Annotated in this window: 28 protein-coding genes; all 28 read right to left on the bottom strand. The window is 50.1% G+C overall.

Annotated features, from left to right (window positions below):
* Positions 1 to 59 precede the first annotated feature (59 nt).
* Positions 60 to 680 carry a hypothetical protein gene (locus SBI19_RS18695; RefSeq protein ID WP_317970931.1) on the bottom strand — a complete coding sequence of 207 codons (621 nt, stop codon included), beginning with the start codon at positions 678 to 680 and terminating at the stop codon, positions 60 to 62.
* Positions 673 to 1215, bottom strand: coding sequence for a DUF6115 domain-containing protein (locus SBI19_RS18690; RefSeq protein ID WP_317970929.1), 543 nt, complete (start codon positions 1213 to 1215; stop codon positions 673 to 675). The genes SBI19_RS18695 and SBI19_RS18690 overlap by 8 nt, the downstream gene beginning before the upstream one ends.
* Positions 1216 to 1273: 58 nt before the next feature.
* Positions 1274 to 1603 (bottom strand): hypothetical protein, encoded by a 330-nt coding sequence (locus tag SBI19_RS18685; protein WP_317970927.1) that lies wholly within the window; start codon positions 1601 to 1603, stop codon positions 1274 to 1276.
* Positions 1604 to 1649: 46 nt separating this feature from the next.
* A complete protein-coding gene (locus SBI19_RS18680; RefSeq protein WP_317970925.1) occupies positions 1650 to 3056 on the bottom strand; it encodes a flagellar assembly protein A in 1407 nt (468 codons plus the stop codon).
* 16 nt (positions 3057 to 3072) lie between these two features.
* A complete protein-coding gene (locus SBI19_RS18675) occupies positions 3073 to 3861 on the bottom strand; it encodes a FliA/WhiG family RNA polymerase sigma factor (protein WP_317970923.1) in 789 nt (262 codons plus the stop codon).
* Between the two features lie 4 nt (positions 3862 to 3865).
* Positions 3866 to 4303 (bottom strand): hypothetical protein, encoded by a 438-nt coding sequence (locus SBI19_RS18670; protein WP_317970921.1) that lies wholly within the window; start codon positions 4301 to 4303, stop codon positions 3866 to 3868.
* A gap of 2 nt (positions 4304 to 4305) precedes the next feature.
* The gene (locus tag SBI19_RS18665) at positions 4306 to 4800 is read right to left on the bottom strand and encodes a chemotaxis protein CheD (RefSeq protein WP_317970919.1); all 495 of its coding nucleotides are present in this window, start codon (positions 4798 to 4800) and stop codon (positions 4306 to 4308) included.
* Positions 4797 to 5417: a chemotaxis protein CheC gene (locus SBI19_RS18660; protein WP_317970917.1), complete on the bottom strand. Its 621-nt coding sequence runs from the start codon at positions 5415 to 5417 to the stop codon at positions 4797 to 4799. The genes SBI19_RS18665 and SBI19_RS18660 overlap by 4 nt, the downstream gene beginning before the upstream one ends.
* Before the next feature lie 2 nt (positions 5418 to 5419).
* On the bottom strand, positions 5420 to 5881 hold the full coding sequence (locus SBI19_RS18655) for a chemotaxis protein CheW (protein ID WP_317970915.1): 462 nt from the start codon (positions 5879 to 5881) through the stop codon (positions 5420 to 5422).
* 14 nt (positions 5882 to 5895) lie between these two features.
* On the bottom strand, positions 5896 to 7962 hold the full coding sequence (locus SBI19_RS18650; protein ID WP_317970913.1) for a chemotaxis protein CheA: 2067 nt from the start codon (positions 7960 to 7962) through the stop codon (positions 5896 to 5898).
* A gap of 47 nt (positions 7963 to 8009) precedes the next feature.
* Complete coding sequence (locus SBI19_RS18645; RefSeq protein WP_317970911.1) at positions 8010 to 9344, bottom strand: chemotaxis-specific protein-glutamate methyltransferase CheB; 1335 nt, start codon at positions 9342 to 9344, stop codon at positions 8010 to 8012.
* A gap of 25 nt (positions 9345 to 9369) precedes the next feature.
* On the bottom strand, positions 9370 to 10242 hold the full coding sequence (locus SBI19_RS18640; protein WP_317970909.1) for a MinD/ParA family protein: 873 nt from the start codon (positions 10240 to 10242) through the stop codon (positions 9370 to 9372).
* Complete coding sequence (gene flhF / locus SBI19_RS18635) at positions 10235 to 11608, bottom strand: flagellar biosynthesis GTPase FlhF (protein WP_317970907.1); 1374 nt, start codon at positions 11606 to 11608, stop codon at positions 10235 to 10237. The genes SBI19_RS18640 and flhF overlap by 8 nt, the downstream gene beginning before the upstream one ends.
* Positions 11605 to 13638, bottom strand: a complete 2034-nt coding sequence (gene flhA / locus SBI19_RS18630; protein WP_317970905.1) for a flagellar biosynthesis protein FlhA — start codon at positions 13636 to 13638, stop codon at positions 11605 to 11607. Before flhA ends, flhF begins: the two co-directional genes overlap by 4 nt.
* A 16-nt stretch (positions 13639 to 13654) precedes the next feature.
* Positions 13655 to 14761, bottom strand: coding sequence for a flagellar biosynthesis protein FlhB (flhB, locus tag SBI19_RS18625; protein WP_317970903.1), 1107 nt, complete (start codon positions 14759 to 14761; stop codon positions 13655 to 13657).
* A gap of 50 nt (positions 14762 to 14811) precedes the next feature.
* Positions 14812 to 15603, bottom strand: a complete 792-nt coding sequence (gene fliR / locus SBI19_RS18620; protein WP_317970901.1) for a flagellar biosynthetic protein FliR — start codon at positions 15601 to 15603, stop codon at positions 14812 to 14814.
* A 13-nt stretch (positions 15604 to 15616) separates the two neighbouring features.
* Positions 15617 to 15886: a flagellar biosynthesis protein FliQ gene (fliQ, locus tag SBI19_RS18615; protein WP_317970899.1), complete on the bottom strand. Its 270-nt coding sequence runs from the start codon at positions 15884 to 15886 to the stop codon at positions 15617 to 15619.
* A gap of 19 nt (positions 15887 to 15905) precedes the next feature.
* A complete protein-coding gene (gene fliP / locus SBI19_RS18610) occupies positions 15906 to 16664 on the bottom strand; it encodes a flagellar type III secretion system pore protein FliP (protein WP_317970897.1) in 759 nt (252 codons plus the stop codon).
* Positions 16661 to 17284, bottom strand: a complete 624-nt coding sequence (locus tag SBI19_RS18605; RefSeq protein ID WP_317970895.1) for a FliO/MopB family protein — start codon at positions 17282 to 17284, stop codon at positions 16661 to 16663. Before SBI19_RS18605 ends, fliP begins: the two co-directional genes overlap by 4 nt.
* 12 nt (positions 17285 to 17296) lie before the next feature.
* Positions 17297 to 17659 (bottom strand): response regulator, encoded by a 363-nt coding sequence (locus tag SBI19_RS18600; protein ID WP_006036596.1) that lies wholly within the window; start codon positions 17657 to 17659, stop codon positions 17297 to 17299.
* 23 nt (positions 17660 to 17682) lie between these two features.
* On the bottom strand, positions 17683 to 18927 hold the full coding sequence (gene fliY, locus SBI19_RS18595; protein WP_317970892.1) for a flagellar motor switch phosphatase FliY: 1245 nt from the start codon (positions 18925 to 18927) through the stop codon (positions 17683 to 17685).
* Positions 18920 to 19918, bottom strand: a complete 999-nt coding sequence (gene fliM / locus SBI19_RS18590) for a flagellar motor switch protein FliM (RefSeq protein WP_317970890.1) — start codon at positions 19916 to 19918, stop codon at positions 18920 to 18922. Before fliM ends, fliY begins: the two co-directional genes overlap by 8 nt.
* Positions 19919 to 19954: 36 nt before the next feature.
* Positions 19955 to 20422 (bottom strand): flagellar basal body-associated FliL family protein, encoded by a 468-nt coding sequence (locus tag SBI19_RS18585; RefSeq protein WP_317970888.1) that lies wholly within the window; start codon positions 20420 to 20422, stop codon positions 19955 to 19957.
* On the bottom strand, positions 20419 to 20649 hold the full coding sequence (locus SBI19_RS18580) for a flagellar FlbD family protein (protein WP_317970886.1): 231 nt from the start codon (positions 20647 to 20649) through the stop codon (positions 20419 to 20421). Before SBI19_RS18580 ends, SBI19_RS18585 begins: the two co-directional genes overlap by 4 nt.
* Positions 20650 to 20774: 125 nt before the next feature.
* Positions 20775 to 21593 carry a flagellar basal body rod protein FlgG gene (gene flgG, locus SBI19_RS18575; protein WP_317970884.1) on the bottom strand — a complete coding sequence of 273 codons (819 nt, stop codon included), beginning with the start codon at positions 21591 to 21593 and terminating at the stop codon, positions 20775 to 20777.
* 98 nt (positions 21594 to 21691) lie between these two features.
* Positions 21692 to 22078: a TIGR02530 family flagellar biosynthesis protein gene (locus SBI19_RS18570; RefSeq protein ID WP_317970882.1), complete on the bottom strand. Its 387-nt coding sequence runs from the start codon at positions 22076 to 22078 to the stop codon at positions 21692 to 21694.
* Positions 22071 to 22562, bottom strand: coding sequence for a flagellar hook capping FlgD N-terminal domain-containing protein (locus tag SBI19_RS18565; RefSeq protein WP_483312311.1), 492 nt, complete (start codon positions 22560 to 22562; stop codon positions 22071 to 22073). Before SBI19_RS18565 ends, SBI19_RS18570 begins: the two co-directional genes overlap by 8 nt.
* Before the next feature lie 40 nt (positions 22563 to 22602).
* Positions 22603 to 23973 carry a flagellar hook-length control protein FliK gene (locus SBI19_RS18560; protein ID WP_317970878.1) on the bottom strand — a complete coding sequence of 457 codons (1371 nt, stop codon included), beginning with the start codon at positions 23971 to 23973 and terminating at the stop codon, positions 22603 to 22605.
* Between the last annotated feature and the right edge of the window lie 19 nt (positions 23974 to 23992).

The raw sequence follows: 23992 nt of genomic DNA, 5'->3' as shown, positions 1-23992 counted from the left end.
CCGACAATTAATATAGCATAATAAAAGGAGTCATGCAAGTAACATGACCCCTTTTTCATTCAAGAATTCGACTTTATTCGATTAGCTTCGCTGGAGGTAAGCGGCTGACTCGTGAGTGTTTTGACAACTTCATCCAGCGACGGCTCGCCCTTGAACGCGAAATAGCCGGCGCGGACCAGCTTCTTGTCATTCTTCATCTTCGAAATAAACTTGCTTTCACTAGCGATGAGCCCATTATCCGCTAGAAGCTTCGCTGTCGAAGTTAGATTAGCGCCTGGCTCAATTCGAATGACAACCTGCTTAATAGTTGCAGCCTGTTCCTTCCCTTCAGAAGCTGAGCCAGCGTCCGGTGCAGAAGGCTGCTCAGGCTGCTGCGCCTCGGTCGCTTCTTCCGGCTTGGCAGGCGGATTAGGAGCTGTTGGCTCTTCTGGACTTTTAACCTGCTCCTCTTCAGCTTGCTTAGAGGTATCCGAAGCTGCAGCATTCGCTTCTGCTTTAGCCTCCGCCTTGGCTTTCTCGATCATCTGTTCAACTTCCTGCTCGGTATATATCGGTTGATCGGAGGAGTCAGCGCCCGGCAGCTCGGCTGTCTGCTGTCCCATCGTCATAAGCTGAAGAAGCAGAGCGCCAGCTACGATGCCTGCGCCAAGTCCTGTCAGAAAGCGTCGGTCTTTAAGCACGTACGCCCTCCTCCTGCTTCGCCAGCTGTATAATGAGCTGTACTTCGCCTTTGTTCATATTCAGTTTGCGGGCAACGGCATCAATCGATTTGCCTTCATTATAGAGCTCGAACAATTCGGGATAGCGCGTACGAATCGTATCGCGCGGCACAGGCACTTCTTGCGCATCAGCAAGTGGTTGGACAACTGCAGCATCCACTGCTTGAGGGGCAGCCGTCTGCACCTGTCCAAGCACAGGCTGTACCATTACTTTCTCTAAACGTGACTCCAACTCTGCGCATCGGTGCTCTAGATCAATGATTCGGCGTTCACGGATAGCGAGCTGCTCGGCGTTGTCCGTCTGCGCACGTTTCACGAGCTCCACCAATTCACGATTGTCCGACTCCATATTCTCCATAAATTGCTCAAGAGCAATTTCCATGTTGTTCGTCACCTGCGCAGCAGGCTGCTCGGCCTTTCTACGCGGGAGCGTCCAAGACATAACTACAATAAATGCGCCTAACAGCGCAACGTATCCCCATGGCTGCATATTCATCTTCTCACCTGCTTCTTGCCGAAGCGTTGACTGCGGCAACTTGCTAATCAGTTTCTATCTATAGAGATACATCAAAATTTTTGCCCTTATATGGATGCAGATCCGATTGTTTCGAATGGAGTTCTGCGCCGTCTTCGGCTTCGGACTGGCGCTTTCCCCGCTGCCTTGCATCGCCTTGCCGCTGACGTTCCTCACCGCTTCTTATCGAACCTTTCTCCGCTTTCTCGGCTGCCGCATTGCGAATTCGGGCTTGATCCGTCTGCTTCGTGAAGTTGTCGGCTGCAAACGTATGATCCGCAACCGGCTTATTCAACGAATGACTGTGAGCAATACTCTTATCGGGCATATTCGACATCGATACCTGAAAATCGATTGGACGATAGGCCAAGCTAGGCCCTCCCTTCTTGCGTCTTCAGCCATCGCAGCTAACAGCTCTAGATCGAGATGATGCTGACATCTCCTTCTTGCAGTCGGAAACAACAGCGCTTGGTAGCATCTTTCACAAATCGCGTATATCGGCCGATGACGATCTTGGATCCGCCGTAGCATACATTCGCGACATCGACACGAGCCGAATCGGAATCCTCCAATGCCTTCTCAATATCGAGAATGCGCTCACGCTTCATATCGATTTGCTCGTTCGTCTGCCTCTTCGTCGCCCCAAGCTTAACGCGAAGCGCCAGCTTATCATCCGATAACTGACCGGATGATGCAAGCTGATCGAGCAGGCTCAGCGCCTTCTCGGTTTTATCTATGCTGTCAACTAACTGACGTACAGAAGTCCGCAGCTCTTGCAGCTCCGAACGAAGCTCAGGCAGCACGCCAACCTCGATCGTCGTCGCCGTAGACGTCGTATTGCCGATAGTCCGTGCAGCTACACGCTCGCCTGCTTGTACAACACCGCCGACGATAAGCCCTTTCGCGCCAGAGCAAATAACTGATTTCCCGGCTTTAAGCTGGGAATGCATAATGCTTTGGCTGACGATAATGTTCTCCCCGGCTTGCAATATGCCGTCTTGCACGAATGACAGCTTAATGTTTCGATTCGCTTTGATATAACCTTTGTCGCCAGCCATAACACCGCCAGTTATTTCAATGGAACCTTCGGATTCCATCTCCGCGCCTTCTACGCCGCCGATCACGCGAATATCGCCCGCAGCCTTCACTCGGAAACCAGTCAACACGTTGCCGCGAATGACAACCGTGCCAACGAAATCGATATTGCCTGTACGATAGTCGACGTCACCGTTAACTTCATAAACAGGGAAGACGTTGATTTTATCGTTATCCGTCTTCGTAACCAGCCCGTCGATTGCTGCATACATCGCTGTTTGCTCGCTGTTAAGAACGACGTTCTTGCCAACTTTGAATCGGGCATCCTTCCCGTTCTTGCCGGGAAGGACGCTTCCTGTTACGCTCATGCCTTCTTTGCCTTCTGTGGCAGCAATTCGCTCGGCGATAAGCTGACCGCGCTGGACATTGTTGATTCGGCTAACTTCTTTCAGGTCGACTTTGCCATCTGCAGTTTCAACAGGGCGCTGTATGTCCCCGTCCTCCAAACGATGAGCGAGACGGATCGAACCGTTCTCCCCTTGTTGAGCAGGATCCCCTATTGCAATCAGCGTCTGATCATAGTAGTAAGCTTTCGGGTCTTTCGCTACTTTATGTATAACGTCATACTGCAAACCATAGACAACACCATTGTTCTTAATATATTGCTCCAGCGCTTCAGGCGAACAGGTAAACGATTCATCTGCTCGATTGAATTGAATGAATGCAGAAAGCTTATCCGCAGATATTTGAATGCGAATATGTTGTTCCAATTGACCTGCCTCGCTCAAGGCGACTCCTCCTCAATTACGTATTTTGGAGCAACTGATCTTTATTTTTAGCTAAAGCTCCGCGAAGCCGCAGAATCGCCTTGGAATGCAGCTGTGAAATCCGTGATGGCGATAAAGACATTACTTCTGCGATCTCGCTTAGAGACAATTCTTCATAGTAAAATAGGGAAACTACGGTTCTCTCTTTAGGAGTCAGTCGCTCGATCCCTTTCATGAGTGACTCTTTCAAATAATACTCATGTACCTTATAATCCGGGTTTTTGGCCTTCTCGTCAACTAGCAGGGAGAGCCTTGTTTCTGATTCTTCCTCGCGGATCGGGTCCTCGAGCGAACAAATCGTCGTGACCGCAATTTCTTGCAGCATCACGTTATATTCATTCTCTGATACGTTTAGATACGCACTGATTTCGGCATCCGATACGGAGCGCAAATATTTTTGTTCCAACAGCTGGTAGGCTTCTTCGATCCGTTTCGCTTTATCGCGTACCGACCTTGGAACCCAGTCCCCTTGTCTTAGTCCATCGATGATGGATCCGCGAATACGCCATGAAGCATAAGTTTCGAATTGCAAACCGCGCTCATAATCGAACTTCTCGATTGCATCGATCAGTCCCATAACGCCGTTGCTGTATAAATCGTCCTTCGAAACGGTCTTAGGTAATCCGATTGCCATTCGGCTCTTCACATAGTCGACCAAAGGCAAATACTGCTCAATGAGTTGCTTCTTCGCTTCGATGTCCTTTTCGGTTTTCCATTTGCGCCATTTCTCGATGTTAGACAAATGAGGCGTCTTCGGCTCAATCATCGTCTCACCCTCCTGTCAGGTGACGTACTGCTTTGGCTAGTTCCTCTGGATCTTTGTTCTGCGTCGATACCAGTTGAGGCGGCTTGAGTGGTTGAAACTGATGCGATTGTGTACCTGCACCTGCTGCTGCTGGACGAACGTTGGAATCGGATTTGAGCAGCTCGTGCAGCTCGTCCGATTCGTCTGGTGTTACAGCCTCGAACTGGCTGCCGGCTTCTTGACTGCTCCCATGTTCATCATGGCGCAATGATGGAACAGTCGGCTGCGGCATAGCCATTCTAAGCACAGCCCGGAATAGGAAAGCCAAGAGGTAAAATGCGGCAAAAGCGTACATCCCTCTCAAACAACTAACCGCAAACGTGTTCCCGCTCATCGAGAACAATAGCGACATCATGCCTCCTACAGCGCCAAACCCGACATTCCACCGCCATGTTCCAATCATTATTAAATCTCCTTTATACCGAACTGAACGCTTCGAATTGTCAATTTACCCGTCGCGCTGTCAATTTCGATCGTCCGACCGAAATTCGCTCCCGTATCCTCTGCATGAATAGGAATCGATACCTGCTCTAAAGCTAACTTGCAAGACTCTACGTTGCGAGGTCCGATACGCATCGAATCGTTCTGAGCAGCAAAGGCGAACATCTGTGCGCCTCCTGCCATTTTGGCAACCATACGTGTAATTGAAGCGCCCGCATTTTCCATCGCTTGAATGAGTGCCGGAATGGCAGTGTCCGCATATTTGGCAACATTGAAGTTCACTTCTCTTGCAATCTCTGAAGTAGGCAGCATGACGTGTGCCATACCTGCAATTCCTGCAACCGAGTCGTAAAGTGTAACGCCTACGCACGATCCCAGTCCGCTTGTCCGAATCAAAGCCCCATTCGATGCGATGTTCAGGTCAGCCATGCCGACCTTGACTGTTAACTGCTCCATCATTCGGATGTAACCCCTAGCGCTTGGAAGATTTTATTGAATGAACCGGGATCCGGAATGAGGAAGAAGTGGCCTTCCAACATATCTCTGCCCTCAAGGAACGCTGTCTCGATCAGGAGTGCTGAATCTCCCATTTCCCCGAATTGCAGTAACCCGTAAGATAAAATTGCTCCTGCCATATCCATTGCTACGGATGGAACCGTCGGCATCATCGACAGTCCGGTAAAGTCAGCGAGCGACGAAAGATAAGAACCGGCGAGAATGTTTCCGATCTCGCATAATGCGGACAATTCCAACTCCGAGTAGTCTTCCTGCTCGCGAATGGCCATCGATAGCAGTCGGTGCATCATTCGTTTGGCCGATGGCTCTTCGATGATGAAGAACATATTGCCCGGCGCATCGCCTTCAACGCGCAGAAATACGGCAATTACAATCTGCTCCGTGCCACCTACGATTTCGGCAATTTCCTCGAATGGGAGCAGCGACACTTTCGGAACAGCCATGTCGACCGGCTTGTCTAGCAGACGGGACAACGCAGTTGCTGCGTTGCCCGCCCCAATATTTCCGACTTCCTTCAATACGTCCAGCTTAAATGCGCCCAGCCCGTTAAAGTCGTTCACGACTAAACCTCAAGCTGCTCAAGCTGGATTATTTCTTTGCGGTTCAGCACCTCGGACAGATTCAGCATAACGAGCAGTCTCTTCTCGCCGATCTTCGCGATGCCGTGCAAATATTTGGCTTGAATGCCACCGACTACTTCAGGAGGCGTGTCGATCGATTCTGCATCGATATCGATGACGTCATTCGCCGAGTCAACGATGAAGCCGACTTCAAGCTCGTTAGCTGCTACGATGATAATACGCGAATTCTCTGTCGTTACCGTTTCTTCCAGACCGAACCGTCCTCTCAAATCGATAACGGGAATTACGACGCCGCGGAGGTTGATAACCCCTTTAATAAAAGCAGGAGCCTTCGGCACGCGTGTAATTGGTTGAATCCGTTCAATCGTGCGTACTTTGTCTACTTCAATCCCGTATTCCTCTTGTCCCAGCGCGAAAACGATAACCTTCATATCTTCTGCCATTCGTATTCCCTCCCTTATTTAATGAAAGCATTCGGATCTATAATGAGGGCAACTTGACCATCGCCGAGAATCGTTGCGCCCGAGATGGACTTAATGCTTGGCAAATATTTGCCTAATGATTTCAGTACGATCTCGCTTTGGCCGATAAAAGAATCGACGATGAGCGCTGCCAGTTTATCGCCTTTGCGAATAACGACAATCTCATTCTCTGCTTCATCTTCTTCACGATACCCAGGAACACTCAGTACACGGCCAAGCGATACGACAGGAATGACACTGCCCCGGAACTCAATCATTTGATTGCCATGAATCGTAGCGATCTGATTCCGCTGAACGATTCCGGTCTCCACGATCGAAGAAAGCGGAATCGCATATTTCTCGTCGCCCATCTTGATCAACATCGCAGAAATGATCGACAACGTCAGCGGCAGCTGAATCGAGAATACAGTTCCTTGTCCCTGCTTGGATCGAATCGTCACATGGCCGCCGAGCGAAGTGATTTTGGATTTGACGACATCAAGGCCTACGCCCCTGCCGGAAATATCCGATATTTTATCAGCCGTACTAAACCCTGGAGCGAAGATAAGCATCTGCATCTGCTCTTCAGTCAGACGTTTTGCTTCCTCTTCGGTCAATACGCCGTTCTTCACCGCGATTCGGCTCACCTTAGCACCGTCGATGCCGTTGCCGTCATCCTCCACCTCGATGAAGACGTGGTTGCCGCTGTGATAAGCTCTCAAATGAACGGTACCTGTTTCCGACTTGCCTGCAGCCAACCGATCAGCCGGCATCTCAACGCCGTGATCGAGCGAATTGCGGAGCAAGTGAACGAGCGGATCGCCGATTTCTTCAATGACCGTACGGTCCAGTTCGGTATCGGCTCCCGTTACGATGAGATCGATTTTTTTATCGAGCTGCTTCGCTATGTCGCGTACCATCCGAGGGAATCGGTTGAATACCGATTCAACCGGCACCATCCGAAGCTTCAGCACGAGATCTTGCAAGTCCGTGCTGACGCGTGCCATATGCTCAACCGTCTCGCTCAGATCATTGCGTTTAATTTCACTCGATAGCTGCTCCAATCGAACTCGGTCAATCAGCAGCTCCGAGAACAGGTTCATGAGTGAATCGAGGCGGTCGATATCAACGCGAATCGTTCGGTTCACTGCTACTGCGCCTGCCGAAGCTTGCGCTTTCGCCTCTCCTGTTTCCCGCTTCGCAGCCTCTCGGTTAGCCGCAGCTGCCGGTGCACTCGCTTCTTGTGCAGCAGGCTGGCGTGTTTCAGCCGATGGCGCATATAGTTGGAGCGATTCTTCGTCGAGCAGTACAACCTCGGCAAGTTCGATCTCGGATACGCCTTCGATCTGCGTCTTCAGAGCATCCGATTGCGTCCCGGAAATCATGAAGACTACGAATGAGCGGTCGAACTTCTCCTGCTCCAGTTCTTGAACCGACGGCTCCGATTTAATGACTTCCCCGTTATTCTCCAGGACGTCGAACACCATGTACGCGCGAGCTGCCTTAAGAACGCAGCTTTCGCGGAGCGTTACTTTTATGTAATAAACTTGATTGCCGGCCTCGATCGATTGCTTCAGCACCGAGAATTGGAAAATGTCCAGCATTGCGTTGCCCGAGCCGCCGCCAGGTGCAGCATTGCTGCTTCCCGCGCTGACTGCTGCTTCAGAAGGCTTGTTCTTGTAATCGCCTTTGACGATCGATTGCAGCGCCGCATTAATTGCACTTACGTCCGCTTTGCCTGTTCCGCCTCCGACTACGTCCTGAACCATCGCTTCCAATGCGTCTAATCCTTTGAACATCGTGTCGAAAATAAAGCTGTCCATCGAAAGCTTGCTGTTCCGCACGAGATCAAGCACGTTCTCCATCTCATGCGTCAATGAAGCAAGGTCTTCGAAGCCCATCGTAGCGGACATACCCTTAAGCGTGTGAGCCGAACGGAATATTACTTGAACGATGCTAATATCGTTCGGGTCACTTTCCAGCTTAAGCAAATTTTCGTTGAGCGCTTGCAGGTGGTCATTCGATTCGTCGATAAACATTGACAAATATGCGTTCATGTCCATGCTCGAGCACCTCCGTTGTTTACTTCGCCTAACGTACAGTTCTTCTATTACTCGTTTGAACGCCTTGCAACTGCTTGTACAATAGAGCTTGAAATGCGTGGCAGCGGAACGATGTCCGTTGCCGCTCCCATCTCAACGGCAGCACGGGGCATGCCGTATACGACGCAAGTTTCTTCCGCTTCTGCAATTGCGGTTATTGCTCCGCACTCGCGCAGCAGCTTCATGCCTTTGGCACCGTCGCTGCCCATACCTGTCATAAGAACGGCGTGGCGTTTCAGGTCTCCGCAGGAAGCTGCCGATTCAAACAACACATCGACCGATGGCCGATGGCCGCTTCGCAGCTCATCGTCGGTAAGCTTGATGTAATAGCCGCTGCGATCCTTAGCTAGCTCCATATGGAAGCCGCCTGGCGCAATGTACACCGTTCCGCTTATTACACGTTCTCCTTGTACAGCCTCGGTCACACGAACATTGCTGAAAGCATCGAGCCGTTGTGCCAGCGAACGTGTGAAGTTAGGCGGCATATGCTGCACGACGAGTACCGGAGAGTTGAAGTCAGCAGGTAATGTACAAATGACCTCATGAAGTGCTCTTGGTCCGCCTGTAGATGTGCCGATCAACACCACGCTGTCGAACAAAGGAGAACCGATGCGCTTATTCCCTTTCACAGGAAGCAGGGGATTCCGCTCAACCGAATTGGCAGGTTTGACCGGCTCTATCTCAAATGCAGGTTGAGCTACCGTCTCGCTGCTGCCCGCTCTTGGTTCTGATGGAACCGACTTCCGTGCAACCGATTGTTCCGAATCCTTCGATGTGCCTATCTGCTTCTTCTGAGGCTTTGGCTGACGTTTGCTTTCGCTGGCAGCAGCCATCATCGAGGTCGAATCAAGTTTTATAGCAGGCGTGCCTTCCGAACGCTTTCGGTCGGCAGGCTTTATTAATGAAGCTTTCTTCTCTGGTTTCGGCTTCGACTGCGCGCGGCTGACTAGTACAGCAATTCGAAGCTTATCAAGCAGCTGGTCGCCAACCTGATTAATGTCGACGGAACCGTCGATCGCCGGTTTGCGGATGAAATCAAATGCGCCGTAATGAAGTGCCTTGATCGTATCTCGCGTATTCTCCTCGCTAATGCCGGATAGCATGATAACAGGCATCGGCCTCTCATTCATAATACGTTCAAGCGCTTCAAGACCGTTCATTTCGGGCATTTCGAGATCCATCGTGACCGCATCAGGATTATGCTTCGCTACTGCATCAATCGCTGCGAGTCCTGTCGCGGCCGTAGCAACGACCTCGAACTGATCGTCTCTCATAATTAGGTCAGATACGATCTTTCTCATGAAAGCTGAGTCATCGACCACAAGTACGCGATACAGCGCCATATCACACCTCCGTTTACCCAAAGGATCATTTCATCAGTCTGATCATCTTATGTAGAAATCCTTTGACACCGCCGTTTGCCGCTTCTTTCAAAGCTGGCATCTGGAGGTAGGTACGCGCAATCGATTGGACCCCTCTTGTCGCGTCACTAGCAGGATAAGCGAGTGAAAACGGCCTTTGCTCACGAACCGCCCGGCTTACGCTCGGGTCGTCCGCGATTATGCCGAGCAGCGGCACCTCGATCCCCATAAACTTGCTGGCAGCCATCGCGATTTTGTCTGCCGTTTGTTGACCTTCGCGCGCGTCCAGCGCACGATTGACGACAAGTCGGAATGAAGGGTTATGACCAAACGATCGAACCATCTTCATCAAAGCATAAGCATCCGTGATCGCAGTTGGCTCTGGTGTCGTAACAACGATGGTCTCGTGCGCGGCTGCTATGAAGCTTGCAGCTTCCTTCGACAAGCCTGCGCCGGTGTCGAATAGCAAGTAGTCATAGCGTCCCTGCAGCTTGTCGAGCTGATCGATGAACTTGTTCAGCTGTGCATCGGACAATGAAAGCAGCTCGTTCATTCCAGAGCCCCCAGCGACAAAATGAAGTCCTTGGGGGCCGAGTTGAATGATATCCCATATCGTCTTATCCTGCTTAAGCAGATGATAGATAGAGTAGGTTGCCGAATGACCCATCAGCACATCGAGATTCGCCATCCCGATATCGGCATCGAATACGAGAACGCTTTTACCTAACTGCTGTAAGGCAAGGGCGAAATTCAAACTAAAGTTCGATTTGCCGACTCCGCCTTTCCCGCTCGTTACCGTAATGATGCGCGTGCCGCGTCCTGCCTGAACCCCTGCGCTGCTGCGTATCATATTGCGCAGCGCTTCCGCTTGATCATACATGTGCGGGTTCCCCCAGAAGCGTTGCGACATACTCTTCTGCACGGAAGTGCGAGATATCGTCCGGAACAGTCTGTCCGCTCGTAACGTACGCAACCTGTAGGCCATATTCCAACATCAGATTTAATATCGTGCCGTACACGGTTGTTTCGTCCAACTTCGTGAAGATGACCTGACGGATCCCATAAGGGATGAATCGTTCCGCAATGACCCTCATGTCACTCGTTCTGCCCGTTAGACTCATAACGAGAAACACGGTGCCAGCCTCTTGCGTGTTCAACATGCTGTTTACTTCTGAAACATGCAGCTCGCTTCGATAATTGCGGCCAGCCGTATCCATCAGAACGAGATCCTTATCTTCCAATCTGCTGAACGCTCTCGGCACTTCATTAGGCGAGAAAACGACTTCCATCGGTACATTCAATATGTTGGCGTAAGTTCTAAGCTGATCTACGGCCGCAATGCGGTAAGTGTCAGACGTGATAAATCCGACTTTCTTGCCTGCTTTGAGCGTTTGTTCGGCTGCCAGCTTCGCGATCGTCGTTGTTTTGCCTACCCCTGTTGGACCTACGAAGTAAACGTTACGCTCGCTGCTGCCGATTCCTTCATGCTCGAATGGTGTCAGCCAGCCGGTAATAATCTCAGATGCCCGCTGCCACACGAACGAAGAATCAACCAAGCCTTCCTGTACTTCAGGCAGTTCATCCAATGTGTCTCGCAATTTATCGATCCATTCAGCCGCCACTTCCTGCTCTTCAAGCCGCTCGCATAGCGAGCGAATCGCAGCTGGTTGGGAATCGATCGTCTTCTGGCGAGACAGCTTCATAAGCCACTCTTTCATATCTCGAATCTCTGTTGTCAGCAGATGCTCCAATTCGGATCTCGATGTAGATTCGCTTCCTGTCGAGCTCGATGATGCAGCTGGTGCTGATGTTTGTATGACAGGAGATGTTGTGTGAATGGGTTCTTCCACCTGCTTATCTATGGAAGCAGCCTGTTGCAGAACGAAGGCTGCTCGTTCTGCAACTTGGCTGGCTTCCAGCGGATCGAGCACGGCAGTTGCTGTTGTACTTCTGCCGTTGGGCTCATATGCTGCTCCATACGCCGCTGCAGCGGATGCTGCGGGGCGCTGCGGTGTGTTGATATTCATTGATGGTTGTTGCTGCTGGGACGGGCGTGGTTTGCTCGGTTTAGCCGTTTGAGCTTCAACCGCAGCAACGACCTCCGTTCTTTTTTTACGGAACATGCCCATAAACCCGCCGACTTTGATGTCCTTCGTGCTGAGAATAACAGCATCGCTGCCAAGCTCACTGCGGATAAGCGGAAGCGCCTCCGACACCGTATTGACCAAATAACGCTTCACTCTCACAGATTCACCACCCCAACACTTTGTACTTCAATGTTCGGCTCAAGCTCGCTGTACGATAGAACCGGTACATCTTGCATCGTTCGTTCAACCAACTTGCGCAAATACATGCGAATCGTTGGCGAAGCAAGCACAACCGGCTGATTGCCTGCTTGAATCTGCTTCGTAACTTGATCGGTTAACCGCTGATAAATCTGCTGTGTCGAAACAGGATCAATCGAGAGATAGCTTCCTTGATCCGATTGTTGTACCGACTCTGCGATTTTCTTCTCGAGCGAAGGTCCGACTGTAATGACGCGCAACATTTCGCCGCCTGGCGAGAACTGCTGTGTAATTTGACGCGATAACGATTGTCTAACATATTCGGTCAACACGTCGGTGTCCTTCGTGTAATTGCCCTGATCGGCCAGCGTTTCGAAAATCGTAACGAGATCTCGAATCGAAATTTTCTCGCGAAGCAGCTTCGCCAGTACTTTCTGAACATCGCCGATCGTAAGTACGTTCGGAATCAATTCGTCGACCAGCGCCGGGTAGTTCTCTTTGACGTTCTCGACAAGCGCCTTCGTTTCTTGGCGTCCGATCAGCTCGTGAGCGTGACGCTTGACGATTTCGGTAAGATGCGTAGCAACAACCGATGGCGGATCAACGACCGTATAACCCGACAGTTCTGCCCGTTCCTTCATTGTCTCATCAATCCACAAAGCCGGAAGTCCGAATGCCGGCTCTGTCGTTTCGATGCCGATGACCGATTCATCGTCATAACCAGGACTCATCGCCAAGTAGTGATTTAATAGAAGATCTCCGCGAGCAACCAAGTTGCCTTTGATCTTGATCACATATTCGTTCGGCTTAAGCTGGATGTTGTCGCGAATCCGGATAACCGGTACGACTAGACCAAGCTCAAGCGCACACTGACGACGAATCATAATAATCCGATCCAGCAGGTCGCCTCCTTGCTGCGCATCAGCAAGCGGGATAAGTCCGTAACCGAATTCGAATTCGATCGGATCGACTTGCAGAAGGCTGATGACGCTTTCTGGACTGCGTACTTCCTCGATCTGCTGCTCTTCGACGAGCAACTCCTCTTCGATCTGCTGTTTGTTCATGTTCTTCTGCAGACGCCATGCGCTATAGGCGAGCGTGGCAGCAATTGGAAGTGTCGCGATCGGTCCGATTGGTGTAAATAAACCTAGAAGAGTTACTGTACCTGCAACGATGTACAACAGCTTCGGATATTTGAGCATCTGGGAAGAAAGATCTTCAGCAAGATTGCCTTCCGATGATGCACGCGTCACGATCATACCAGCAGCAGTAGAGATAAGCAGCGCAGGAATCTGACTGACGAGACCGTCGCCGATCGTCAAGATTGAGTATGTATGGAGTGCTTCGTTAAACGGCATGCCGTGAATCGCCATACCGACAATGAAACCACCGATCAAGTTGATGAACAAAATAACGATGGCTGCAATTGCATCGCCTTTAACGAATTTACTCGCACCGTCCATTGCACCGTAGAAGTCAGCTTCCTTCTCGATTTTGGTACGACGTTCTCTTGCTTGCTGTTCATTAATTAACCCTGCATTCAGATCCGCATCGATGCTCATCTGTTTGCCTGGCATCGCGTCCAATGTAAATCGTGCTGCAACTTCAGCGACACGTTCAGAACCTTTGGTAATGACGATAAACTGCACAACGACGAGAATAAGGAAGACGATGAAACCGATTGCAATCTCGCCGCCTGCTACCCAGTTACCGAACGTTTCGACGACTTCTCCCGCTTCATGCTTACTAAGAATGTTACGGGTTGTCGATACGTTAAGCGATAGCCTGAACAAAGTAGTAATGAGAAGCACGGCTGGGAATATCGAGAACTGCAGTGCATCCTTCGTATTCATCGAGAGGAGCAATATCATCAATGCTGCTGAAATATTAATGATGAGAAGCACGTCCATAAGGACAGTTGGGACGGGAATAACCATCATGAGCACAATGCCGATGATGCCGATCAAAATGACCAGGTCCCTAGGTTTCATGACGCGTTCCCCCGTTTCAAGATGATTTCACTCGGCCTTTCAGCTTATATACATATGCCAGCACTTCCGCCACCGCTTGAAACAAATCCGAAGGAATCGAATCGCCGATTTCCGAACGGTCGTACAGCGCTCTGGCGAGCGGCTTGTTTTCCATCGTAATGACGCCGTGCTCCTTGGCTGTTTCCCGAATTCGGAGCGCAACATAATCCATCCCTTTCGCTATTACGACAGGTGCATCCATTTTGGAGGCATCATACTTTAATGCTACAGCGAAGTGAGTAGGGTTTGTAATTACGACATCCGCTTTCGGTACTTCCTGCATCATGCGTTGAAGCGCCATCTTCCGTTGACGCTCGCGAATTCGACCTTTAATAAGTGGATTACCCTCGGTGGTCTTGAATTCGTCTTTAATGTCCTGCTTGGACATTCGCAAGTTTTTGTCGTGTTCATATTTCTTGTAGAAAAAGTCACCTACTGCTAGAACGACCAGCAGAACGCCGATTTTGATGCCTAGCATTAATGTAATGCCCCCTACGAAGCTAAGCAGCTCGGAGACGGGCATTTGATCCAGGTGAAGGATCTTGCTCCAATCGCTCTTGAGCGATTGAAAAACGACCAATCCGATAATAAGAAGCTTCAGCATCGCCTTGAGAAACTCAATGACGGTACGCATGGACATAATGCCTTTAACGCCTTGAATCGGATTCAGCTTATTGAACTTCGGCATCAGCGGATGTCCTGTAAACAGGATTCCGACTTGCATATAGTTGGCGAGCAATGCAACGAGTACAGAAATAGCGAAGATTGGCGAAAGCATAATAAGCATTTCGTACATTAGACCTGTCATCAGCGACATGATATTGCCTGGCGTCGCTTCCATCGTGAGCCATTCATCGAATAAACTGCCGAATAAACCGACGATTTTATCCTTGTAGAAAGGCCCGATCATAAAAAAGCTCATAAAGACGAACAGCAGAATGAACGCGCCCGGCAATTCATGTGACTTCGCAATTTGGCCTTTCTTCCGAGCCTCATTCTGCTTCTTAGGTGTCGCCTTCTCTGTCTTCTCTTGACTGAACAGCTGCAAATCGAGCTTGAAACGATATAAGACTCTGTCGTCCACTTTGCCGTCACCTCCTTATCCGGTACCAGCTGCCGCCTTGTGGGCGGCACCTAGCCTGCATTCGGTCGCTGCAGCATCGCTAACAACTGGTGAAGCCGTTCGAACATCGTCGTAAACAAATGATCGAAAACATTCGACAACGATGGCACAACGAGTGCCAGTATGAACAGACCGAGTAAAATTTTGAGCGGCATCCCGATTACGAACACATTGTACTGAGGGGCTGTTTTAGCTAGAAAACCAAGCCCGACATCCGTCAGAAACATGGCGACCAGAATTGGCGATGCAATCTGGAACGAGATCATGAACGTCTCTGCGAAGGTTGAAAGAACAAAGTCGGAAACCTTCCCGTCATACATGTGCTTGAATAAATCGTTATCTAGTGGAAGCCACTGATAGCTGTCCATTAATGCTGTGAGCAAGTAATGGTGACCGTTCAAGGTCAGGAACACCATGATGAGCACCAGATGCTTAAAGTTTCCTAAGATTGGCGCCGAGACACCTGTCATCGGGTCGATGATGTTGGACATTGCGAAGCCCATCGAGATATCCATGAGTGCGCCTGCGGTCTGAACGACCGTAAAGAACAGATAGACGACAAATCCGAGAAGCAGACCGACCAATACTTCACGAATGACGAGTAAGGCATAAGCAGCGTCTAGATCGACAGTCTGTTTCACTCCGTAAGTAAGAAATACGATTAGCGATAGGAAGAAACCGATGCCGATTTTGAACGTAGCCGGTACCATTCTCATGGAAAAAATGGGAGCTACGACGAAAAACGCTGTCATTCGACAAAATATCAGCAAAAAAATAGGGAACCCCTGTGCGATCAGCTCCATCCTTTCAACCAGCCTATCCGATGTATTTATACAAGTTGTTCAAGATGTTAAATGTGAAGTCTACCAGCGTATTCAGAATCCAAGGTCCGAAAATGATAATGGAAGCAAACACGGCTACGATCTTCGGCACGAATGCGAGCGTCTGCTCTTGAATCTGGGTGGTGGCTTGAAAAATACTAACGATCAAACCGACGACTAGACCAATTACGAGCATGGGAGCGCTTGCCTTGAGTATCGTGAATACAGCTTGACTTGCCAGCCCGATAATAAATTCCGCACTCATCGCTGTTCGTTCCCTTCCGCTAACTCATATTAAAGCTCATCAGCAGTGACTTGACGACTAAGTACCAGCCATCCACTAGGATGAAGAGCAATATCTTGAATGGCAGCGAGATCATAACCGGCGGTAACATCATCATGCCCATTGCCATTAGCGTACTGGATACGACCATGTCGATGATGAGGAACGGTATGAATATCATGAAGCCCATCTGAAAAGCAGTCTTGAGCTCGCTGATCGCATACGCCGGAACAAGAACGGTAATCGGGATATCCTTGTAGCTCTTCGGTTTCTCCGTCTTCGTATACTTCATAAACAAGAGAAGGTCTTTCTCTCTCGTCTGCGAGAACATAAACTTCTTCATTGGTTCTGCTGCTTTCTCGAACGCCTGCGTCTGTGAGATCTCGCCTTTCAAATACGGCTGCAGCGCCACTTGATTCACCTGTGACAATGTTGGTGCCATGATGAAGAAGGTCAAAAACATCGCAAGTCCGATCAACACCTGATTGGGTGGTGATGACTGCGTTCCGAGTGAAGTACGGACGAAGCCAAGTACAATGACGATTCGAGTGAAGCTTGTCATCAGCATCAGTATCGCTGGCGCGATACTAAGCACAGTCAGCATCAGAACAATCGATATGGCACTTGAGCCCGACCCTTCCGTCTCATCTCCGATTGAGATACTGACATTCGGAAGCGGTTCTGCATACGCATGAGAATGGAACAATCCCAACATCAGCAATTGCACGAAAGCGGCTGCTAAAATCCATTTTGTTTTCATTCGTCCATCAACCGATCGCTTTGATTTGGGGTACGCAGCAGTGTTTCGACTTGCTGCTTGCGCTGCGACTGCTCGTCTAGCTTGCGGCGGAGCATTCTCTCGAAATCCGGCCCTTCGGACGACTGCTCCGATTCAGCATTGTCATTCGCACGGTTGTTCTTCTTCAGCTTACCGATCAGATCCGAAAGTGCTGCAGGGTTCCAGCTTATCGCATTGCTCTGCTCCATAAGGTTAATGATATGAGTCGCTTGCTCTGGATCATCCAACTTATCGATCAGCGTAATATTCTCGCCGACACCAACTACATACACTTTGCCGGCTAATTCGACAACCTGAAGCGATTTGTGCTGGCCTAGCGGCACGCCACCAAGCGTACGAAGCGCCCGGTTAGCTCCCCATCCTCGATTGCGTCGAGCAAGCAGTTTGATTAAAAGAATGATTAGACCGATAATGACGGCCAATACAATCATGACAGTGATAAGTGTCCCTGTGTAATTCGTATCGGCATGCAGTACGCTTTCCGTCGTATCCAGTCCTTCGGACGCCGCGGCAGCCTTCCCGGCCAAGAATGGTAGGATGGCTGTCGCGAGCGCCGCGACACGAAGCTGGCTGTTATTCATAAGGCTTAAGTCCTATCCCAGCGTTTTCTTGATTGCTTCGATTACACGATCCGCTTGGAAAGGTTTAACGATGAAGTCCTTGGCACCTGCTTGAATGGCGTCGATTACCATCGCCTGCTGGCCCATTGCGGAGCACATGATGACTTTCGCGTTCGGATCAAGCTTCTTGATTTCTTTCAGTGCAGCGATACCGTCCATCTCAGGCATCGTAATATCCATCGTCGTCAGGTCTGGCTTAAGTTCCTTGAACTTTTCGACAGCAACCGAGCCGTCTGGCGCTTCACCTACGACTTCGTACCCATTTTTTGTCAAAATATCACGGATCATCATACGCATGAATGCTGCGTCATCTACGATTAAAATACGGTTAGCCATCGTTCACATTTCCCCCTAGGATGTTATTGAATTTTTTGCATGCGGTCCCATTGACTAACGATATCCGTTACGCGGACACCGAAGTTCTCGTCAATAACGACAACCTCACCCTTAGCGATCAGTTTGTTATTCACGAGGATATCGACTGGCTCACCAGCAAGCTTGTCCAACTCGATGATCGATCCTTGCGACAACTCTAGAATCTCTTTAATCTGCTTCTGGGTTCTACCCAATTCTACCGTTACTTTCAGTGGAATGTCGAGAAGCAAATTGAGATTTGTGTCGTCTGCTTGTACATAAGGTGCACCTTGGAAATTCGCGAACTGAACAGGCTGCACATTCACATTACGATTTGGATGCTGTCCATATGTATTCGGGCCTTGCGGCGGCATTGCGTACGCCTGCTGTGGCGGCGCATAAGACGCTTGCGGCGCTGCAGGCGGTGTAGCTACCGGCTGCTGAGTTACAGGCGCTGCAGCCGGTACTGGCGCGGCTGTTGAAGCTGCTGCAACTGGTGCTGCAGTCTGTACTGGCGCGGATGCCGAAGCCGCTGCAACTGGTGCTGAAGCCTCATCCATGCCGCCCATCAGCGTCGCTACCATTTGCTTAGCGAACGATACTGGCAGCAGCTGCATAATGGTAGAATCGATTAGATCACCAATCATGAGGCGGAAAGAGACGTTAATGAATTCATCATCCGGCGGTAAAGTGTTCACGCCACTGCCGTTGTCGACATCCAGAATATTGATACCTGGCGGCGAAATGTTAACGAAACGGTTGAAAATCGTCGACATCGATGTTGCAGAAGAGCCCATCATTTGGTTCATAGCTTCCTGAACCGCACTAATATGAATCTCATTCAGTTCCCCAGGCGGAACATCGCCTTCACCGCCAAGCATCAAATCAGCAATGACTTGCGCGTCATGCGTCTTGATAACAAGGGAGTTAATGCCTTGGAAGCCATCAACATATTGAACCGATACAGCTACATGCGGTTTCGGGAATACCTCTTTCAGCTCTGAGCGCTTTACGAGCGTGACCTGCGGCGTTGTAATCTCTACTTTCTTGCCTAGCAGTGTCGATAAAGCTGTCGCTGCGCTGCCGAACGTAATGTTGCCGATCTCGCCAAGCGCATCTTGTTCGATCGTATCGAGGAAATTCGCAATTCCTTCCACTGCCGCTGCGGTCGTCATAGGCTCAGGATCACTGGATGACTGCCTCAGCAAAGCGTCAATTTCTTCTTGACTCAAATAATCTTTACTAGTCATGTTCTTCCTCTACTCCTTCGCTGACAATTTCGTCAACCTGTACCGCAATCCGATCTTTGATCGAACCGGGACTGCCGATGAACTTGATTTTGTTGCCAACCTTAACATTCAGTCCTTCGCCAACAGGTTTATTGAGCGTTATGACATCGCCCTGCGACAAGTTAAGGAATTCAAAGATGCTGATGTTTGATTCGCCCAGCTCAACCGAGATCGGCAGCTGTGCACGGTTTACGCGCTGCTCCAGCATTTCAACTTCTTCTGGCGAGCGCGATTTTTTCTGCGATACGAACCAGTGATGCACACTGAGCTTCGGCATGATTGGTTCAATTACGACGTGCGGGATACATAGATTAATCATCCCCGTCGTGTCGCCGATCTTGGTGCTTAACGAGATGAGAGCAATCGTCTCGTTCGGCGAAACAATCTGCATGAACTGCGGATTCGTTTCAAGAGCTTCCAATCTAGGATTCAAATCTATTATCGTCTTCCATGCTTCTTGAAGACTTTCGAATGCTCGGCTGAATATACGCTCCATAATCGTCATTTCGATTTCAGTCAGCGCATTCATCTTAGAAGGAGCTGCACCTTGTCCTCCCAAGAGTCGGTCGAGCATCGCATAAGCGACGTTCGGATGCACCTCGAGCACCATTCGGCCTTCCAGCGGTTCTGCCTCAAAAATGTTCAGAATCGTCATTTTGGGAATCGAGCGAATGAACTCATCGTATGGAAGCTGTTCTACGTCTACGACGCTAATTTGTACAAAGGTTCGAAGCTGCGCGGAGAAATAGGTTGTCAAATACCGCGCGAAGTTTTCATGAATACGCGTTAAGCTGCGGATGTGATCTTTTGAGAACCGAGTCGCGCGCTTGAAATCGTAGGAACGCACTTTCTTCTGCGTATCCTCTTTCTTCAGCTCTTCCGCATCCATCTCACCGGATGACAGGGCAGCTAGAAGCGCGTCAATCTCGTTCTGCGACAACACATCAACCAAATCTCTCACCCCCTTACAGGAATACCGGTCTATCGACTAGATCTGGGACATTAAAAAGTTCGTTATGTCGACTTTCACCAGCTTCTCATCTTCGGGCAGCTCTTGGTTGATCAAATTCAGGAGCTTCGAAGCGAGCATATCTTGACCCTTCGAACCGTTCAGCTGTTCGACCGTCATATCTGCGATGACACGGTTGATGATCGGACGAATTTGAATATCTTTTACTTTCTCGAATGATGCCTTCGATTTCTTGCTGTCTAGCTGGAACGCAAAACTTGCAATGACAACGTAATCGTTATCGAGCAGATTGCGCTTTATATCCTTCAATTCAGAAGTGACCTCCACTCGCTCATCAGCTGACAAGACCTCTATCTTCACAGGTTCTGACGATTTGGCCTCCTTGCTGGTGTCGTCGAACATCGTATTCAGCAATATAATTACGACGATCGCAATTAACGTAATGGCTAACAGGATTGAGATTAACCACGGTACCATTTTTCTCATATCGAGGGTTCCTCCGTTTGCTCGCTCTTATGGGTTGTCGCCGCAATGACGCCAATCGTCTGAAGATAGCGCTGAACGAGCGAAATCACTTCCGAAGACTTTTCGAGAACATGTAGTTTCTTACCGGTCGTGAGCGTAATGAGCGTATCAGGCATCTCTTCAATCGTCTCAATTAATAAAGCGTTAATCGTAATGGGCATGCCATTCAATCGCGTTAAGCCAATCATACGTTTCCTCCCAAAGGTTATGCAGCGTCACAAGCAGGCTGTCTAGCCCACTAGGCGACATAGCTGCTTCGTAAGCATTGGCTGCTCCCGAGGAGAGATCTTACGACCTCTCCTCGGCCACTGCTCTATCGTTTCAGGTTGACGACTTCTTGCAAGATTTCATCAGATGTCGTAATGATACGAGAGTTCGCTTGGAAACCGCGCTGTGCGACGATCATCTCCGTGAACTCGCTCGTCAGATCGACGTTCGACATTTCCAATTGGCCTGCGATAATAGCGCCAGTGCCTGTCTCGGCATCATTCGCTGCGCCAACTTCAATCTCTTCCATATTGGCATTCGGAGTAACGCGGTACATGTTGCCGCCGATCTTCTCGAGACCGGATGGATTCGTTACTTTCACGACGCCGATTTTGAAATCCGTCGCTTCGGCCGTACCGTCTGCATTGATCGAGATAATCGTACCGTCTTGTGCAATCGAGAACGACGTAACGCCTTCATCCAGAATGATAGGCTCGCCGCCTTCCGCCAGAACGAAGTAGCCATCTGCCGTTACAAGTTGACGGCTCGCATCCAGCGTGAAGTTACCTGCACGAGTAAGGTAAGGCACTTCTTGATCGTCGCTGGCGCGGACTGCGAAGAATCCGTCGCCATCGATTCGCACATCCGTCGGTACGTTGGTCGTCATTGCGCTGCCCGCCGTATGAATCGTATCGATCGCTGCAATCGCAACGCCAAGGCCGATCTGCTTCGCGTTCGTGCCGCCTTGTACACCTTCTTCTGGCGCAGTCACACCTGCAACGCTTTGGCTCAAAATATCTTTGAACATAACGCGGCCGCCTTTAAAGCCAACCGTATTCACGTTCGCGATATTATTGCCGATTACGTCGAGTTTCGTTTGAAAGGCACGCATGCCGGATACACCGGAATACATCGATCTAAGCATCTACGAAATCATCCTCCCATGTCTTTACATTGGAATTTCAATCGCTTCTGTCGATCAGCGATTGGTAGGCTTCCTAATAAGGTCCAGCCTATTGTTCATTAATGAAGAATGACGGCGCTGTCTATTTGTGTGAATACCGTATTCGATAATTGCGAATGCTCCATCGCGGTCACAACCGTTCGATTAGGAACGTTTACGATCAATGCGACGTCAGGCATTACGATTAAAGAATCGACAGCACCTTTGGATGCTGCTTGATCAACGGCACTTGCCAGCTTCGTCATCGTCTCTGGCGGCATCGAGATGCCACGCTGTTGAATGCGCTGTGCGGCGTGCTGACTGAATTTCACTTGTCGTTGCTGCTCCTGCAGCATTTGTTCGAAAGGCTTGTCCGACGTGCGTCCCGTCGCGCTAGACGAAGCTCGTACATCAGCCGGACGTCCCGGAAGCGGATACAGTGAGCCGATCGTTACTCGATTACTCATTGCTGCCGCCTGCTTCCTCGTACTCCGATGATGCTGTCGACGATGCAGGTACATATGTAATCGTGGTTAAATCATCAACCTTCACGGTCCGGTCCCCAACCTTCGCGTACTGCGCGCCATCCTTAATCGAGATCGCTTCCACAATACCTGAGTAGGTCGTCTGGATGCCTTGGTCCGAGAGGCCGTCCCATTCTACGGTCATCCCGATCAAGCTGGAGGCTGAACCGAGATTTTGCCGAAGCTTAGTCATCTCTTCCGACATGTTCATCAGCTGCTCTACCGAGGAGAACTGAGCCATCTGCGCGATAAAATCACGGTCTTGGAGCGGCTGACTTGGGTCCTGGTTGCGAAGCTGGGTCACAAGAATTTTCAAAAAATCATCTTTGCCAAGCGTTGTATCCTTCGTTGTTGCAGCTGCCTTCTGTACGTTCGACGTACTGTAATTCGGCCATACTGCATTCGAATTGATCGCTGCTCCTGCCACTGCTGTCACCTCCATCCCTGCTTGCTTTGATGTTCATCCGTTATGCTCTTACGTTAATGCCTCGTCCATAGCCAAGCTCACGTATAACGGATTGTTCAGTCAACTCTGCTTCGAATGCAGATTGCTCTGATTCACTAGCGTCATGTGTTCCATTGCCGTTATTGGACTGCTGTCTGCCCGATCCGCTATTTTGCTGTTGAGCCGTTTGACTATCTACCGATTGCTGAGACACTTCCAGTTTGTCGACGTTCAATCCTTGCGATTGAAGATTCGCGCGAAGAAGCGCCAACTGGTTATCCAGCATATCTTTCGCTGTGCTGGAGTCTGTCAAGAACAGTGCCGTTAGCTGGCCATTTTGCATCGAGATTCGTACATCCACTTGACCAAGATGCTCAGGCGTGAGCGTCAGCCTTGCTTCCGACATACCGACAGCTGTCTTCACCTCGAACTTGTTAACCATCAGGTTTGCCATCGTTTCGGCAAATTGTTGAACAGGAACTTGCTGCGTCACTTGAACCGTCCGTGCCATAGCGATAGTACGTGCACCCTCTGGTGCTTGTGCGGTTAAGTTGATAGCGACGGGTGCATCCTCAGTGGATACCGTTCCGTCAGTCGGCTGCTCATTCGTTTGCTGTTGACCAGCAATGACTTGAAGCAGGTTCGGACTTACGCCATTCCGGTTCAACTGATCAAGCAACGATGCTGCTTTGACCGTTACTGTCGTTTGGGACTGCGTTGATGCCGAAGCCGGCTCGTTATTACTTGAAGATTGAGGAGTTGCGCTCAGCATATCATCCTCTTGCGGTGCTGCTTGCTCCGCAGACGACGCTTTCAACTGCTGCATCGTTTGCTGAAGCACTTGAAGCTGGGAGCCCAGCCACTCCGTTACATTGCCAAGTTTAGCTGCGCCAAGCTGTCCGCGGTCAATCGTTTGTTGAAGAGCGACCAGTGCCTGCGCAACATCAGCCTTCAGATCCTCAACCTCGAACCCTGGAACTTGCGGCAGAGGTTGTACAGGCTGCTGACCGAGCAGCGATAGCATCGCGTTCAATTGGTCCAGCATCTGCTGAAGCGTATCTTGTGCATCCGCATCGCTGCCTTGCTGTTGATCCGAGTTATCCTGCAGTGCTTGCAGAAGTTCACCGATCGCTGCAACAAGCTGCTCTGCTGTCATCGGTACGGCTGTTTCGGACTGCGCTGCATTCGCTTGATCAGCTTGAGTTGTTGAAGCTGTCTCCGTCTTACCCGCAGCACTCGTGTTCGCACCGCTGGTATCTTTCATGCTGCCCGCAAGCTTGTCTTTGAATTGACCATTGCTAGATGCGGCTGCATTGGAAGAATCAGCTGCATTAGTAGAAGACTTCGATTGTGCCGTTGGCGCTGCCGGTGCTGATACAATTGCCATATCCATCTGTTTTCACCTCCTTCCA

The organism is Paenibacillus sp. CCS19 (assembly GCF_033239625.1).
Classification (GTDB): Bacteria; Bacillota; Bacilli; order Paenibacillales; family Paenibacillaceae; genus Paenibacillus_T.
The sequence above is the reverse complement of the archived record's forward strand: the minus strand, read 5'-3'. Positions and strand labels throughout refer to the sequence as shown.